General features: G+C 64.8%; 12 protein-coding genes. 3 read left to right on the forward strand and 9 right to left on the reverse strand.

Going from position 1 to position 15,606, the window contains the following annotated elements; translation table 11 throughout:
• Nucleotides 1-12: 12 nt before the first annotated feature.
• The 6 genes from ACZ9GA_RS16710 to ACZ9GA_RS16735 form a co-directional block, all read right to left on the reverse strand.
• Entirely contained in the window at nt 13-237 is a 225-nt protein-coding gene (locus ACZ9GA_RS16710) for an MbtH family protein (RefSeq protein WP_027980406.1), read from the reverse strand.
• Nucleotides 238-270: 33 nt separating this feature from the next.
• Nucleotides 271-1,509 (reverse strand): enterochelin esterase, encoded by a 1,239-nt coding sequence (gene fes, locus ACZ9GA_RS16715; RefSeq protein ID WP_457361632.1) that lies wholly within the window; start codon nt 1,507-1,509, stop codon nt 271-273.
• Between the two features lie 9 nt (nt 1,510-1,518).
• The gene (locus ACZ9GA_RS16720) at nt 1,519-3,705 is read right to left on the reverse strand and encodes a TonB-dependent siderophore receptor (protein ID WP_457361631.1); all 2,187 of its coding nucleotides are present in this window, start codon (nt 3,703-3,705) and stop codon (nt 1,519-1,521) included.
• A gap of 1,649 nt (nt 3,706-5,354) precedes the next feature.
• Nucleotides 5,355-7,625, reverse strand: coding sequence for a catalase/peroxidase HPI (katG, locus tag ACZ9GA_RS16725; RefSeq protein WP_457361630.1), 2,271 nt, complete (start codon nt 7,623-7,625; stop codon nt 5,355-5,357).
• A gap of 327 nt (nt 7,626-7,952) precedes the next feature.
• On the reverse strand, nt 7,953-9,362 hold the full coding sequence (cycA, locus tag ACZ9GA_RS16730) for a D-serine/D-alanine/glycine transporter (RefSeq protein ID WP_457361629.1): 1,410 nt from the start codon (nt 9,360-9,362) through the stop codon (nt 7,953-7,955).
• Nucleotides 9,363-9,566: 204 nt separating this feature from the next.
• Nucleotides 9,567-9,698, reverse strand: coding sequence for a hypothetical protein (locus ACZ9GA_RS16735; protein ID WP_457361628.1), 132 nt, complete (start codon nt 9,696-9,698; stop codon nt 9,567-9,569).
• 168 nt (nt 9,699-9,866) lie between these two features.
• Between ACZ9GA_RS16735 and ACZ9GA_RS16740 the strand changes: the two genes are divergently transcribed.
• From ACZ9GA_RS16740 to ACZ9GA_RS16750, 3 genes are all read left to right on the forward strand, one after another.
• A complete protein-coding gene (locus tag ACZ9GA_RS16740; RefSeq protein ID WP_457361627.1) occupies nt 9,867-10,043 on the forward strand; it encodes a DUF6021 family protein in 177 nt (58 codons plus the stop codon).
• Between the two features lie 132 nt (nt 10,044-10,175).
• Nucleotides 10,176-10,571: a hypothetical protein gene (locus ACZ9GA_RS16745; protein ID WP_457361626.1), complete on the forward strand. Its 396-nt coding sequence runs from the start codon at nt 10,176-10,178 to the stop codon at nt 10,569-10,571.
• Between the two features lie 373 nt (nt 10,572-10,944).
• Nucleotides 10,945-12,576 (forward strand): methyl-accepting chemotaxis protein, encoded by a 1,632-nt coding sequence (locus ACZ9GA_RS16750; protein WP_457361625.1) that lies wholly within the window; start codon nt 10,945-10,947, stop codon nt 12,574-12,576.
• 121 nt (nt 12,577-12,697) lie between these two features.
• Here the strand turns inward: ACZ9GA_RS16750 and ACZ9GA_RS16755 are convergent, their stop codons facing one another.
• From ACZ9GA_RS16755 to ACZ9GA_RS16765, 3 genes are read right to left on the reverse strand one after another with little or no spacing between them, the layout of a single operon-like run.
• Nucleotides 12,698-13,774 carry a polyamine ABC transporter substrate-binding protein gene (locus ACZ9GA_RS16755; protein ID WP_457361624.1) on the reverse strand — a complete coding sequence of 359 codons (1,077 nt, stop codon included), beginning with the start codon at nt 13,772-13,774 and terminating at the stop codon, nt 12,698-12,700.
• Nucleotides 13,775-13,813: 39 nt separating this feature from the next.
• Nucleotides 13,814-14,155 (reverse strand): cupin domain-containing protein, encoded by a 342-nt coding sequence (locus ACZ9GA_RS16760; RefSeq protein ID WP_457361623.1) that lies wholly within the window; start codon nt 14,153-14,155, stop codon nt 13,814-13,816.
• 20 nt (nt 14,156-14,175) lie between these two features.
• On the reverse strand, nt 14,176-15,594 hold the full coding sequence (locus ACZ9GA_RS16765) for an NAD(P)/FAD-dependent oxidoreductase (protein ID WP_457361622.1): 1,419 nt from the start codon (nt 15,592-15,594) through the stop codon (nt 14,176-14,178).
• Nucleotides 15,595-15,606 lie beyond the last annotated feature (12 nt).

A 15,606-nucleotide genomic window follows, 5' to 3' on the forward strand; every position in this document is an offset into this window, starting at 1 on the left:
CGTGACTCCAATTCAAGAAACGTCCGCGCCCAGGGCGCGGCGCAGGGAGGCAGGGCGCAGGTCGCGCCAGTTGTCTTCCAGCCATTGCCCGCAGTCCTGGCGGCTGGCCGGGCCATGGACGATGGTCCAGCCCGGTGGCACGTCGCAGAAGTCGGGCCACAGGCTGTGCTGCCCCTGGGCGTTGATCAGCACGTGACAGCCCTGTTGCGGGTCGTCGAAGGGATTGAGTTGCTCCACGGTGTGTTCCTTGTCGTGAGAGTGCGCAGCGGGCTAGCCCGCTGTCGGAAGATCGGTCCACAGGGCGCGCAGGCCATCGAGCAGGCCCTGACGCCAGCACAGGGCATCATGGCCGCCGTTGACCTCGCGGTACTGGGTCGCAAGGCCGGCGTCGCGCAGGGCCTGGACCATGCGCTGGTTGGCGCGATGGATCACGGGCTCGCGCAGGCCGGCCTCGATAAACAGTTTCAGCGGCTGGCCGTGGCCCAGACCGTCGTCGACGCGCTGGGGCAGTTGCTGCGCGGGGTTGTCGCGCGGCCACCAGAACGAGCCGGACTGGGCCAGCACGCAGCCGAAGCGCCGGGGCCATTGCAAGCCTGCGTACAGGGCGGCCAGGCCACCGAAGCTCTGCCCCGCCACCACGGTGGTGGCCGGGTCGCTTGAATGGGCTTGCCAGGTCATGACCTGGGGCAGCAGTTCGTCCTGCAAGGCTTCCCAGAAGTCGGCGTTGCAAGCCAGTTCGCTGCTGCGGTGGGCGGTGTCGATGCTGTCGACCAGCAGGTACACCGCCGGCGGCAGTTCGCCCGCGTCGGTCAGTGCCTGCAAGGGGCCGGCCAGCGGCAGGCTGGCGGTCCAGAAGGCGCCGTCCAGCAGTACGGCCAGCGGGCGACTGGCATCATGGTCACGGCCGGTGCTCAACAGCCACACGCGGCGGCTGTTGCCCAGGCGCGCGCTGTGCCATGGGTGTTCTTCAAGGGTAACCGGGGCCGCCTGGCCACGGTCCAGCGCATGCCAGGCCGGGTGCGCCGGCGCGCCGGGCATGTGCAGGCCGGACACGCCCAGGCCGCGGCCGCCGGTCCAGGGGCGCATGGGGTTCAGGGGGTCGTGCTGCGCCCGCGGGAACATGGCCCGCCACCAGGGGCGCAACGCGCTCAAATCGGGAGTGCCGTCAGCGTCGATACCGTCGAAATCGCGGTCCTCGTCGCTGGGCATGAAGCTGTAGCTGCCGCGCCAGTTCGCGTCGATGCGCGTCTGCCACAGCCAGATGTCGGTGCCGTCGATGCGCGCCAAACTCTGCGGGGCGCATTGGCGGTGGTGGTCAGTGAGACCGGTGATGTTGATCCAGACGCGTCGGGTTGGCGAAGTGTCCGCGGTGCCGCGGGGGTCACGCCAGACGAATGTCACGACGTGCTCCCCGGCGTGCGCCGGACCGACCAGGGGGGTACCCTGCTCGGCCAGCGCCTGCCACCACGACTCGCAGCCCAGGTCCTTGCGTACCAGGAGCTTGTCCATGGGTTCCTCTTAGAACTCGTACCGGGCACCGACGCTGAACGCGCGGGACTGGCCGAGGAAGTTGAAGGTGGCCGCCGAACCTACGCGCGAGTAGTAGTCGCGGTTGAGCAGGTTGGTACCGTCCAGGGTGGCGGTCAGCTTTTTGGTGATCGGGTAGGACAGTTTGGCGTCGACGGTAGCATAGCCAGGGGCGGCGACGGTGTAGGTGCTGGTGGTCATGTAGAAATCGCTCATGGCGGTCACGCCGCTGCCGATGGCCAGGCCTTCCAGCGGGCCACTGGCGACGGTGTACTTGTTCCACAACGACGCCGAGTGCTTGGGCATGGTCTGGAAGGTGGTGACTGTATCGCCGCTGAGCACCTTGGTGTCCATGTAGGTGTAGCCGGCCATGACGTCCCAGTTAGGCAGCAGCTTGCCGCTGATTTCAAACTCGGCACCGCGGATGCGGGTCTTGCCGGACGCCACGTCATAGGTGGCGGTAGGGTCATCTTCAGGGCTGGTCGCACGATTCTTGTCGGTCAGCTGGAACACCGACACGCGGGTGTTCAGGTCGCCACCGAAGTAGCTGCCCTTGATACCGGCTTCATACTGCTCGCCCGTGCGCGGCTTGAGCACGTTGCCTGCCTGGTTGGTCTCGGTCTGCGGCTTGAACACCTGGGAGTAGCTGAAGTACAGCGAGTTGTTTGCGTCCAGGTCGTAGACCGCGCCACCGTACGGGGTCACGTGGGCACTGATGGTCTGGTCGTAGTCGGTCTGCGCACCGGTTCTGAGGGTAGTGGTATAGCCGCTGCCCTTGTAGTAGCTCAACCGTGCGCCGCCGATCAGCGCCAGGTCGGCGATGGGGCGGAACGTCAGCTTGGAGTACAGGCCATATTCTTCGGACTGGGTGCCAACCTGGGTGGCCGTGCTGGTGGCGTAGATGTTGCTCGGCTTGGCGAACGACGTCGGGTCATAACTGTTGACGTTGATCGTGCCCAGCACCCCGGCGGCGTTCTTGTAGTAGTTGTGATAGTTCTTGTAGTCGGTACCCACCACAAACTCGCTGACGTTGCCCATGGCTTCGAACGGCTGGCTGTAGCTGGCGTCCAGGGAAACGGTGTTCTCGGTGAATTCGCGACCGGTGTAGCCTTCGGTGGCAGTGCCGGCGCTGGAGACCCCGGCACGGGTGAACGCATACAGGTAATCGGTATCGCGGTCCGAGGTACGCATGGCGATGCGACCGTTACCACCATTGTCGAACTGGTGGGTCAATTCGGCAGTGAAGTCAGTGGTCTTGCCGTCGAAGTAGTTCCAATCGGCGCCCAGGAACTTGGAGTGGCTGAAGTTCAGCAGGTTGCCGTTGAGGTCGGTCGGGTAACCGTTGTTTGGCGTGATGTTCTTCACTTCATGGTTCAGGCCGAACGACAGCTGGGTGGCGTCGTCCAGGTCGATGTCCAGCGCGCCGTAGTAGGTTTCACTGTCGCTGGCGTTGTAGTCCACCATGCCGTTGCTGGCGTCACGCGAGGCGATGAAGCGACCGCGCACGCGGCCTTCGGAGTCCAGCGGGCCGGAGACGTCGACCTGTTCGTGGTTGGTGTCGAAGGTGCCGTAGCTGGCCTCGACGCTGCCCTGGAACTCGGAAGTTGGGCGCTTGCGCACCATGTTGACGATGCCGCCCAGCTCGCTGGTGCTGCTGAACAGGCCCGACGGGCCACGCATCACCTCAACGCGGTCGTAGGCGACCAGCGACGGCACGGTGCCGAAGATACTGGTCATCGGCGCTGGCAGGCCGTCGATCTGGAATTCGTCGTACTCATAACCGCGCGAGTAGATGGACGAACGACCGCTGTCGTTGGTCAGCACGCGCAGGCCGGCGGTGTACTTGGCCAGGTCATCCAGGTGGACGAACTTGCGGTCCTTGATGTACTCGCTGGTGAAGGTGGAAATGGACTGCGGAATGTCCTTGAGTGGTGCCGGGGTCTTGGTGCCCACGGTGGCGCCCTGCACGGTGTAGCCGCCGGTCTGTTCGGACGGGGGCATGTCGTAGAGCTTGTTGCCCTCGATGGTCAGGGTGTCCAGTTCCAGCGGCGCGGCGGCCTGGGTTTGGGTCTGGGCCACGGTCTCAGCCAAGGCGCTGAGCGGGAACGGGGCCAGCAGGCCAACCAGAATCAGGCCCTGTGTGCGTCGCAGGGCACCACTACGTTTACTTCCGTTCATACCACTTCCTTTGCAAGATCTGTTGGACAGATGTCTTTTGTCCTGCGCTCCGGGCGCAGCCTTTGAGTGATTCGCCGCTTCATGCGGCCTCAAGGCATTCACCCCTTTCCGCCCCTGCCAGTGGCCCCCACCACTTTTCAAGGGTAATTGTCTGCCGGCCAGGCTGTTGCAGGCGTGAGCGAGACGGTTGGGCAAGGCGTCGAGGTGCGAATACCCGCGCTATTACAGCGCTGTGCAACGAGGCATAACGTGCTGCGGCGCGTTGATGGTAATTACTCTCAATAACAATCGCAAACGCAATTGGGAGTTTTTCTTGTTTGTTACATTGTTGAGGGGATGGGCAGCGAGGGGATGCGGGGTGCACGGGGGTGGGTATCAGATGCAATACGCCGGCGGCCCAATGAGCATATTCAGGGTTCACACCGGCCAGCGCAGCCTGGCGGCAGCGGCTACAGCGCGCATCCTATGTGGGACCGAGCGCAGCTCGGGAAGGGTTCGGCGCGAGGTGTGGGTTGGCCGCTTCCCGAGCTGCGCCCGGTCCCACAGGAAAGGGGGCGACCGTAGCCGCTGCCGCAGGCTGCGCTGGCCCTGTGCCCCGCTGAAGATATCCAGGGTTCACACAGGCCAGCGCAGCCTGGCGGCAGCGGCTACAGCGCGCATCCTATGTGGGACCGAGCGCAGCTCGGGAAGGGTTCGGCGCGAGGTGTGGGTTGGCCGCTTCCCGAGCTGCGCCCGGTCCCACAGGAAAGGGGGCGACCGTAGCCGCTGCCGCAGGCTGCGCTGGCCCTGTGCCCCGCTGAAGATATCCAGGGTTCACACCGGCCAGCGCAGCCTGGCGGCAGCGGCTACAGCGCGGATGCTATGTGGGACCGAGCGCAGCTCGGGAAGGGTACGGCGCGAGGTGTGGGTTGACCGCTTCCCGAGCTGCGCTCGGTCCCACAGGAAAGGGGGTAGCCGTAGCCGCTGCCGCAGGCTGCGCTGGGCGTGTGCCCGCTGAAGATCTTCAGGGTTCACACAGGCCAGCGCAGCCTGGCGGCAGCGGCTACAGCGCGGATGAGTTGTGGGACCGAGCGCAGCTCGGGAAGGGTCCGGCGCAATGGCCGTGCTGGCCGCTTCCCGAGCTGCGCTCGGTCCCACAGGAAAGGGGGCAACCGTAGTGCGCTGGCCCTGTGCCCCGCTGAAGATATCCAGGGTTCACACAGGCCAGCGCAGCCTGGCGGCAGCGGCCACAGCGCGCATCCTATGTGGGACCGAGCGCAGCTCGGGAAGGGTACGGCGCGAGGTGTGGGTTGACCGCTTCCCGAGCTGCGCTCGGTCCCACAGGAAAGGGGGTAGCCGTAGCCGCTGCCGCAGGCTGCGCTGGGCGTGTGCCCGCTGAAGATCTTCAGGGTTCACACCGGCCAGCGCAGCTTGGCGGCAGCGGCTACAGCGCGCATTCTCTGTGGGACCGGGCGAAGCTCGGGAAGGGTTCGGCGCAGAGGGCGGGTTGGCCGCTTCCCGAGCTGCGCTCGGTCCCACAGGAAAGGGGGCGACCGTAGCCGCTGCCGCAGGCTGCGCTGGCCCTGTGCCTCGCTGACGATGGTCAGGGTTCACACAGGCCAGCGCAGCCTGGCGGCAGCGGCTACAGCGCGCTCGGTCCCACAGAGGTGTCAACGCAGGTCGAAACGGTCCAGGTTCATGACTTTGTCCCAAGCGGCCACGAAGTCGTCGACGAACTGCTGCTGCGCATCGGCGCTGCCGTAGACTTCCGAGTAGGCGCGCAACTGCGCATGGGAACCGAACACCAGGTCCACCCGCGTCCCCGTCCACTTCACCGCACCATTGCTGCGATCTCGGGCTTCGAAGGTATCGTTGTCCGCGCTCAGCGGCCGCCACTCCACGCCCATGTCCAGCAAATTGACGAAGAAGTCATTGGTCAGCGTGCCCGGCCGCTGGGTGAACACGCCATGACGGCTTTCACCGACATTGGCCCCCAGCACCCGCAGTCCACCAATCAGCACGGTCAGTTCCGGGCCGGTGAGGGTCAGCAACTGCGCCTTGTCCACCAGCAGATGCTCGGCGGCTACGGTGTACTTGCCCTTGAGGTAGTTGCGGAAACCATCGGCGATGGGCTCCAGGAAGGCGAACGACTCAACGTCTGTCTGCGCCTGCGAGGCATCCACCCTGCCCGGCTTGAACGGCACCGTCACGCTGTGTCCGGCATTTTTCGCCGCCTGCTCGACACCCGCATTGCCCGCCAGCACGATCAGGTCCGCCAGGGAGATTTTCTTGCCCCCCGCCTGGGCACTGTTGAAGCCTTGCTGGATACCTTCAAGGGTACTCAGCACCTTGGCCAGTTGTGCCGGCTGGTTGGCTTCCCAGTCTTTCTGCGGGGCCAGGCGCAGACGCCCGCCGTTGGCACCGCCGCGCTTGTCGGAACCGCGGAAGGTCGAAGCCGCCGCCCACGCGGTGGACACCAACTGCGCCACGCTGAGGCCGGAGTTCAGCAGCTTGGCCTTGAGCGCGGCGACGTCGTTGTCGTCCACCAGCGCGTGGTCCAGCTTGGGCAGCGGGTCTTGCCACAGCAGCTCTTCGGTCGGGGTTTCCGGGCCCAGGTAACGGGCCAGCGGGCCCATGTCGCGGTGGGTAAGCTTGAACCAGGCCCGCGCAAACGCATCCGACAGCTGATCCGGGTTGGCCAGGAACCGCCGGGCGATGGGTTCGTAGATCGGGTCGAAGCGCAGGGCCAGGTCCGAGGTCAGCATGGTCGGCGCGCGGCGCTTGCCGGGGTCATGGGCATCGGGGATCTTGCCGGCACCGGCGCCATTTTTGGGTGTCCACTGGTGGGCGCCGGCCGGGCTCTTGGTCAGTTCCCAATCAAAGCCGAACAAGTTCTCCAGGTACTCGTTGCTCCACTTCGTAGGCGTGGAGGTCCAGGTCACTTCCAGACCGCTGGTGATGGTGTCGGCGCCCTTGCCACTGCCGAAGCTGTTGCTCCATCCAAAGCCCTGGGCTTCCAGGCCGGCCGCTTCGGGCTCGGCGCCGACGTTGTCGGCAGGCCCTGCGCCGTGGGTCTTGCCGAAGGCATGGCCGCCCGCGATCAGCGCCACGGTTTCTTCGTCGTTCATGGCCATACGGCCAAAGGTTTCGCGGATGTCGGAACCCGACTTGACCGGATCAGGGTGGCCGTCCGGGCCTTCGGGGTTAACGTAGATCAGGCCCATTTGCACGGCGGCCAGAGGGTTTTCCAGGTGGCGGCCGCCGTCGGTGCGGCTGCTTTCGCTGCCGTGCAGGTCGGGTTCGGCCACCAGGGTGCCATCGCCTGGGGGCTGGGCCTTCTCGCCTTCATTGCCGTAGCGCACGTCGCCGCCCAGCCAGGTTTTTTCGTTGCCCCAGTACACGTCCTCGTCGGGCTCCCACACGTCCGGGCGCCCGCCCGAGAAACCGAAGGTCTTGAAGCCCATGGACTCCAGCGCGACGTTGCCCGTGAGCACAATCAGGTCGGCCCAGGAAATCGCCCGCCCGTACTTCTGCTTGACCGGCCAGATCAGCCGCCGCGCCTTGTCCAGGCTGACGTTGTCGGGCCAGCTGTTGAGCGGTGCGAAGCGTTGCTGCCCTGCCCCTGCGCCGCCGCGGCCGTCGCCGGTGCGGTAGGTGCCGGCGCTGTGCCAGGCCATGCGAATGAACAGCGGGCCGTAGTGGCCAAAGTCGGCCGGCCACCAGTCCTGGGAATTGGTCATCACGGCCAGCAGGTCTTGTTTCACTGCGTTGAAGTCCAGGCTCTGGTAAGCCTTGGCATAGTCGAAATCGCCGCCCAGCGGGTCGGACTTGTCGCTGTGCTGGTGCAGTATCTTGAGGTTGAGCTGGTTGGGCCACCAGTCACGGTTGGTGGTACCCCCACCGGCGGCGTGGTTGAACGGGCATTTGGATTCGGTTGCCATGATTGATCTACCTTATGGTCGTGGTCATGCAACGGCGCAGGCCGTGGGGCCCGTGCGGCAAGTGCAAATTCAGTGGCATAGGGGGCAGCCCGTGGCGTAATCAGGGGATCACGACGGCGCGTGCCGGCAGTTGCAATCAGGTCGCTCGCACGGTCGGGCGAGCGTTGGTGGTAAGCGTCTGGCTCATCTTGTTCTCCTTATCAGGTTCCCACCGCCTCGACATGCGATGACGGCGGTAGAAACAGCCTAGACGCCTGTGGGCCATCGGGCTAATAGACTGGCTATTTCGCACCGATAGCCGGGCTCTGTCAGCGCAGGATCTGCGTGTCAGGCGGCCTCTGTCGCGCCCGCAACCGCCTTGCGCCGCACGAACGGGTAAGCCACCCCCAGGATCACAAACCACAACGGCGTGAAGCACAGCGCCTGCCGCGTGTCGTCCTTGAGCGTCAGCAGCCCCAGCACCACAGCGAAAAACGCCAGGGTCACCCAGCACATCAGCTTGCCGCCGGGCATCTTGTAGGCCGAAGCGGCATGCAGGGCCGGACGCTGTTTGCGGTAGGCCAGGTACGACGCCAGGATAATGGTCCAAACAAACATGAACAGCAGCGCCGACAAGGTGGTGACCAGCGTGAACGCATGCATCAGGTCCGGCACCAGGTAAATCACCACCACCCCCAGCAACAGGCAGGCACACGAGAACAGCAGGCCATTGGATGGCACGCTGCGCTTGGACAGGCGCTTGAACGAGCGTGGCGCATCCCCTTCCAGGGCCAGGCCGAACAGCATGCGGCTGGTGGAGAAAATGCCGCTGTTGGCCGACGACGCCGCCGACGACAGCACCACAAAGTTGATGCACGCCGCCGCAGCCGGGAAGCCGGCGATCAAAAACAGCTCCACGAACGGGCTCTTGTCGGCCACCACTTCGCGCCACGGCGTGACCGCCATGATGGTCACCAGCGCCAGCACGTAGAACAGAATGATGCGCACCGGGATCGAGTTGATCGCCCGTGGCAAGGTACGGCGCGGGTCTTTGGTTTCCGCCGCCGCGGTGCCCACCAGCTCGATGCCCACGAAGGCAAAGATGGAGATCTGGAAGCCGGCGAAGAAGCCCATCCAGCCATGGGGCAGTAACCCGCCGTCATTCCACAGGTTGGCCAGGCTTGGCCCGTGGCCCGCCACCGCAGCCGGCGCGTTGGCCACCAGGTAGATACCGGTGATCACCAGCAGCGCGATGGCCACCAGCTTGATCATGGCGAACCAGAATTCGATCTCGCCGAACAGCTTCACGGTGATCAGGTTCAGCGACAGCAACAAGCCCACACAGGCCAGCGCCGGAGCCCATTGCGGCGCGTCCGGGAACCAGAAATGCGCGTAGCTGGACACCGCGATCACGTCGGCGATGCCGGTCACGATCCAGCAGAACCAATAGGTCCAGCCGGTGAAAAAGCCGGCCCAGGGGCCCAGCAGGTCGCTGGCAAAGTCGATGAACGACTTGTACTCAAGGTTCGACAGCAGCAGCTCGCCCATGGCGCGCATCACGAAAAACAGCATGAAGCCGATGATCATGTACACGAACAGAATTGACGGCCCAGCCAGGCTGATGCTTTTGCCCGAGCCCATGAACAGGCCGGTACCGATGGCACCGCCAATGGCAATCAGCTGGATATGGCGGTTGGACAGGTTGCGTTTTAGCGCAGGCTCGGCTGCGTGCGGCGCGGTGGCCGTTGGGTCTGGCATGCGGGTTTCCACGTCTGTTCAGGGCAATGCACGGGGTGTTCCCAGGGCATTCAAGCTGACCTGGGAGTCAGGCAACCCCGACTTCGGCGCGTACCTTGCCATGGAAAACGCAATAGCTCCAGAAGCGTATCGCCGCAGTGCCCTGCCAATAAAAAACCGCCCTTGGGCGGTCAGGGTGCAGAAACCCGGGTGACGCGGGCAGTATTACTGAAAAATCGCCCACAGAATGCCGCCAAAAATCAGCACCGTCAGCATGCCGGAGCCCAGGTCCGCGCTGGCAAAGTCCAATTTGATACCGGGGGCAATCTGGAAGGATTTGCGCGTGCGGGTGTTCATGGCCACATCCTCGTGAAGAAATCGATATCACATAGCCATCATCCTAATAGGTTTGGCCATGTTCGCAACAGCGATAGCGCGCCGCTTGTCCGATCGCGGGCACTTGCGCGAGCGTGGACCTTCACATCCACAAAGGGCGCCTTCCGCGCCCGGCCATGGAGAGTTCAAATGACGCACGACCCCCGCAGATACGCCCAGACGGCCGGTGGCAAAGACGACGACCTGGGCTTTGATCCCGACTCGCCGGATGTCGAAGACCCGCAGACCGATCCCCCTCACCCACCACCCATCGACAACCCCGCGCACCATTCGGAGCCGCAGGACGAGCCGCCGCGGCAAAGTTGATGGATGCGCACAGGAAGCCCGGCCCTGAAGCCGGGCTTTTTCATGGCTGGCAGACAGCCGGCTGTGGGACACTTGGCGACAGGCCCACAGTGGTTGACCTTCGCCTTGTTCTTCGACAGGAGTCACGTTTGCATGAAAGTTGTATGGCTGGCCACGGCACTGTTATTACCGACCCTCGCACTGGCCGAACCGCCCACCCGGCTGGAAGAGATGCAGCAAAAGTGCGAGAAGGAAAAAGCCTCGATGTTTCGCGACAATGAGGGCACCAAGACCTGTGATCGCCTGGCCAAGCTGTACAGCGACTACGAGGCGCGCACCTTGGCCATCACTCAAGACCTGCGGGCCAAATGCGACAAGGAGCAGGCCTCGATGTTCAGGGCCAACAATGGCACGCCTTCGTGCGAAAAACTGAACCAGGTGCTGCGCGATCGGGCCAGCCAGCCGATTGGCGATAATTATCACTTCAGCAAGGACCGCGGACGGTATTGCTACTTCAGGGATGATGGCACCGAGTTGTCCTGCCCCTGACCTCCCCTCTTTGTACCGGCAACTGGCTTGAAACCGCGTGGTCTGCATCGCGACTAAAGTCGGCTCCTACGCCGGTCGGGGTAGGAGCCGGCCTTGATGGAAGCTGCGGCTACATCTATCCAGTGGGAGCGGGCTCTGCCCGCGAAAAAGACACCGCGAAGTAACGGGTTAACTGTGCTGCTCTTTTCGCGGGCAGAGCCCACTCCCACAAAGAGATGGATGCCACCACAAGGCACATGGATGCGGCATTGGGTCGCATGTCGAGGTTTTGGCGGCGTAAACACGGCGTCAAGGGCTCTAAACCGCAGGTTCAGGCTAAATCGATTCATGCGAATAGCGTAATATCTATTTGCCATCATCCTGAGTCCGCGCCATGAACCTTAGAAACCTCAACATCGCCCCCCGCTCCTTGTTGTGCTTCGGCTTTTTCGCGTTGCTGATCACCGCCCTGGGGCTGTTTTCGCTGCTGCAGTTCGCCGAGCTGAAAAGCTCGCGCTCAACCCTGCAGGACCAGGTGCTGCCGGCCGTGCAAACCATCGGCCGGGTCAAGAGCGACCTGCTGACCATTCGCCTGGCCAACACCAACCTGCGCATCGCGACGGATGCCCAGTCCGCTGAAGCGGCCCGCAGCAACGTCAACCGCGGCCGTGATGCCCTGCAGGCCGACGTCAGCAAACTCAAGGGCATGCTGCAAAGCGCAGACGCCCAGCAGGCCTACGCCAACCTGGAAACGGCGATGGCCAAGTACCTGGACGTGCACGCCCGCTTCCTGCAAGCCCTGGCGCAAAAGAACAATGATCTGGCCACCGCCCTCAGCCAGCCCAACGGCGAGCAGACCGTGGCCGGCAACCAGTTCAGTAGCGACATCGATGAACTGGCGCGCCAGGCCAACCTGAAGATGGCCGAGTCTGACGTGGTCGCCACCAACGCCTACTCCCAGGCGCGCACGGTCACCATTGCCGCCATCCTGGTGGCCCTGGCTGCCACCCTGGCGCTGGCGGCCGTGTTCACCCGCAGCCTGGTCAGCCCGGTCGCCCAGGCATTGGCCGTGGCCGAGCAGATTGCCGCCAACGACCTGAGCCAGCCCATCCCGGTGACCGGCCGCGACGAGCCGGGCCGCCTGCTGGCCGCCCTGGCGGTGATGCAGCGCAACCTGCAGAAAACCCTGAGCGATCTGGGCAACTCGTCCAACCACCTGGCGTCCACCTCGGAAGAAATGGCCGCGGTCACCGAAGACGCCCTGCACGGCATCCAGCGCCAGAACGACGAAATCAACCAGGCCGCCACTGCCATCAACCAGATGAGCGCCGCCGTGGAAGAGGTGGCGCGCAACGCGGCCCTGGCCTCCACTGCCGCACGGGACTCCAGCCAGTCGGCCGAGCATGGCCGCCAGCGTGTCGATGAAACCCTGGGCGTGATCAACGCGCTGTACGAGTCGGTCGGTGCCACCGCCGTGGAAATCGACGGCCTGGCGGTGCAGCTCAAGGACATCAGCGGCGTGCTGGACGTGATCCGTGGCGTGGCCGAGCAGACCAACCTGCTGGCCCTCAACGCGGCCATTGAAGCGGCGCGTGCCGGTGATGCCGGGCGTGGCTTTGCCGTGGTAGCCGATGAGGTGCGTGCCTTGGCCCATCGTACCCAGCAGTCCACCGCCGAGATCGAGCAGATGATTGCCTCGATTCAGGCCGGTGCCGGCAAGGCGGTGACCTCCATGGGCCTGAGCAGCGAGCGAGCGCGGGCCAGCCTGGATGTGGCGCAAAGCGCGGGGGATGCGCTGACGCAGATCACGGCGGCGATCGTGCAGATCAATGAACGCAACGTGAGCATTGCGTCGGCGACCGAGGAGCAGGCGCAGGTGGCGCGGGAAGTGGACCGTAACCTGACCAGTATTCGTGATCTGTCGATTCAGACCTCGGCGGGGGCCAACCAGACGTCGGCGGCCAGTGGCGAGCTGTCGCGGTTGGCGGTGCAGCTGAACCAGGTGGTGCTCAAGTTCAAGGTTTAAGGTTTAAGGCCTTCTAATCGCGTCGCCTGCATCGCGGCCAAGGCCGGCTCCTACACCGTCCGTGTAGGAGCCGGCCTTGGCCGCGATGGCGTCAGAGCAAGCACCACCAAGCAGGCCAGTGTTACACCCCGTTCTTGACCTTGCTCCAGATACGCGTACGCAGGCGGTCGATGTCCAGGGGCATGGCCTCGAGGATGAACATCCTGTCCATCACTTCCTGCGGCGGGTAGGCCGCCGGGTCGGCCTTGAGCTTGGGATCAACCAGGCTGTCGGCCGCAGCATTGCCGTTGGCATAGCGCACCGCGTTACTGATGCTGGCCGCCACCTTGGGCTCCATCATGTAATTGATGAAGGCATAGCCCGCCGCCTCGTTGGGCGCGTCCACCGGCATGGTCATCAGGTCGATCCAGAACGGCGCGCCTTCCTTGGGAATCTCGTATTTCACCTTCACGCCATTGCCCGCCTCCACCGCGCGGTTGGCCGCCTGCATCACGTCGCCCGACCAGCCCACGGCCAGGCAGACGTCGCCATTGGCCAGGTCGCCGATGTACTTGGCGCTGTGGAAGTAGGTGACGTTCTTGCGCATCTGAATCAACAGCGCCTCGGCCTTCTTGTAGTCCGCCGGGTTCTTGCTGTGCGGCGGCAGGCCCAGGTAGCGCAGGGCGATGGGCAGCAGCTCCGGGCCGTTGTCCAGCACCGCCACGCCGCAGCCGTGCAGCTTGGCCAGGATCTCGGGTTTGAACAGCACGTCCCAGGTGTTCATGGGGATGTCCTTGCCCAGCGCCGCCCGCACCTTGTCCACGTTGTAGCCGATGCCCGTGGTGCCCCACAGGTACGGCACGCCGTGCAGGTTGCCGGGGTCATCGGCTTCCAGGGCCTTCATCAGCAGGGGGTTGAGGTTTTTCCAGTTCGGCAGCTTGCTGCGGTCCAGGGTTTTCAGCGCGCCACTCTTGATCTGGTTGGCCATGAAGTGGGCCGACGGGAACACCACGTCGTAACCCGAATGGCCGGCCGCCAACTTGGCGTCCAGGGTCTCATTGCTGTCGTACACATCGTACTGGGTGCCAATCCCGGTGGTGCCTTGAAAATTCTGCAGCGTATCGGGGGCGATGTACTCGCCCCAGTTGTAGATGTGCACGACTTCAGCGGCTTGCGTGGTACAGGCCACGAACATCAGCGGCAACAGTGTCTTGAGCATGAGCACCTCGATTTACCAGACCTAAAGGGGGACGGCAGTTCAGAAGATAAGCACGTACGTTTTTCTTACTGTTTCTTGTACATCCCAGATGCCATGGGTGTTGGCGGGCATCATCAGGGCGTCGCCGGCCACGATTTGCATCGTCTCGCCGCCGTCCGGGGTGAAGGTGCAGCGCCCCGTGGTGAAGTGGCAGAACTCCTGTTGCGCGATCTGCCGGCGCCAGCGGCCCGGCGTGCATTCCCACACACCGGTTTCCACGCCGTCGCTGCGTTCGATGCTGGTGACCGAGACAGTGGCCACCGGCTCGCCCAGGGGCACGGCCACCGGGAAGCTTTCTGCCAGGGCCACGGTGTGGGTGTTGTTCAAATGCGTGATGGTCATGCGGCGCTCCATTTCAGCGGTCAACCGACTTTCCAGGCCATCAGGCCTTCCATGCGGTTGGCCAGGGCTTGGGCCAGGCGACGGCGCCAGGCGGGGGTGTGAGGGTTGGCCAACAATGCGTCTTCGCTGGTGAAGCTGCGGATGATCGCGTTGTAGCCCAGCCAGCGGCAGGGCTCGGGCTCCCAACTGCGCAGGCTGCTGATCGGTGAATCGGTGAACACCCAGGGCTGCTGCAACAAGGCGCTGTCCTGACCCAGGATCAGGTCGGCCAGGGTGCGCCCGGCCAGGTTGCTGGCGCCCACCCCTTCCCCGCCGTAGCCGCCGGCCAGGGCGATACGGTTGCGGGCGTCGCGCAGCATATGCGGCCGGAAGCGCCGGGCCATGCCCAGGTTGCCGCCCCAGGCGTGGGTAAGGCGTACCTTGCGCAATGCCGGAAACAGGTCGCCCATCAGCAACTGGCGCAGGCCGCGCTCCTCCTGGTTGAGAGTGAAATCGGTGCGCAGCCGGCCACCGAAGCGGTAGCCACCGCGGGCGCCGAATACCAGGCGATCATCCTGTGTGCGTTGGCCATAAGTGACCTGGCGGCTGAACTCGCTGAAGGCCTGGCCCTGGTTCAGGCCGATCTGCTCCCACACCGAAGCCGGCAGCGGTTCGGTGGCCACCATCAGGCTTTGCACCGGCAGCTGGTGGCGGCCCAGGGGCGGAAGCTCGGCGGCGTAGCCTTCCACGGCGGGTACCACCCAGTCGGCGCGCACGCTGCCGTGAGCGGTGGTGACCAGGCCCGGTTGCCAGTCCAGCGCGCGGGTGCCTTCGTAAATCTGGACGCCCATGGCTTCGACGACGCGGGCCAGGCCACGGGCCAGTTTGGCGGGGTGGATGGTGGCGCAGTGCGGGCTGTAGACGGCGCCGTAGGCGTTGACCATGCGCACCTGGCCGGCCAGTTCGCCCGCGTCCAGCCAGCGGTAGTCATCCTCGCCCAGGCCCAGCTCGCGCAGGTGTTGCAGGTAGCTGCGCAGGCTGGTCAGTTGCTCGGGGTAGCGGGCGGCGCAGTACAGCACGCCGCCCTTGCGCAGGTCGCAGTCGATGCCTTCGCGGGCCACCACTTGGGCGACTTCGTCGGGGATGCCGTGCAGCAGGTCGAAGGACTGGCGGCGTTGCGCGGCCGGCAGCGGCGCCAGCATGCGGTCCTCACCCAGCAGGTTGCCCATCAGCCAACCGCCGTTGCGGCCCGAGGCGCCAAAGCCGGCCACCTCGGCCTCCACCATCACCACGCGCAATTGCGGCGCCAGGCGCTTGAGGTAGTAGGCCGTCCACAGCCCCGTGTAGCCTGCGCCGATAATCGCCACGTCGGCCTGCACCTGCGCCGCCAGCGCCGGGCGCGCGGTGGGCGGCTGCTGGAGCTGGTCCATCCACAGACTGATTTCACCCCACGACTTCATTGAAGCCTCCTG

Source organism: Pseudomonas sp. TE3644 (genome assembly GCF_056278815.1).

Excerpts from the sequence above, each read along its gene's own strand:
- fes (WP_457361632.1), bottom strand. The coding sequence starts at position 1,509 with ATGGACAAGCTCCTGGTACGCAAGGACCTGGGCTGCGAGTCGTGGTGG.
- ACZ9GA_RS16720 (WP_457361631.1), bottom strand. The coding sequence starts at position 3,705 with ATGAACGGAAGTAAACGTAGTGGTGCCCTGCGACGCACACAGGGCCTG.
- katG (WP_457361630.1), bottom strand. The coding sequence starts at position 7,625 with ATGGCAACCGAATCCAAATGCCCGTTCAACCACGCCGCCGGTGGGGGT.
- cycA (WP_457361629.1), bottom strand. The coding sequence starts at position 9,362 with ATGCCAGACCCAACGGCCACCGCGCCGCACGCAGCCGAGCCTGCGCTA.
- ACZ9GA_RS16735 (WP_457361628.1), bottom strand. The coding sequence starts at position 9,698 with ATGAACACCCGCACGCGCAAATCCTTCCAGATTGCCCCCGGTATCAAA.
- ACZ9GA_RS16740 (WP_457361627.1), top strand. The coding sequence starts at position 9,867 with ATGACGCACGACCCCCGCAGATACGCCCAGACGGCCGGTGGCAAAGAC.
- ACZ9GA_RS16745 (WP_457361626.1), top strand. The coding sequence starts at position 10,176 with ATGAAAGTTGTATGGCTGGCCACGGCACTGTTATTACCGACCCTCGCA.
- ACZ9GA_RS16750 (WP_457361625.1), top strand. The coding sequence starts at position 10,945 with ATGAACCTTAGAAACCTCAACATCGCCCCCCGCTCCTTGTTGTGCTTC.
- ACZ9GA_RS16755 (WP_457361624.1), bottom strand. The coding sequence starts at position 13,774 with ATGCTCAAGACACTGTTGCCGCTGATGTTCGTGGCCTGTACCACGCAA.
- ACZ9GA_RS16760 (WP_457361623.1), bottom strand. The coding sequence starts at position 14,155 with ATGACCATCACGCATTTGAACAACACCCACACCGTGGCCCTGGCAGAA.
- ACZ9GA_RS16765 (WP_457361622.1), bottom strand. The coding sequence starts at position 15,594 with ATGAAGTCGTGGGGTGAAATCAGTCTGTGGATGGACCAGCTCCAGCAG.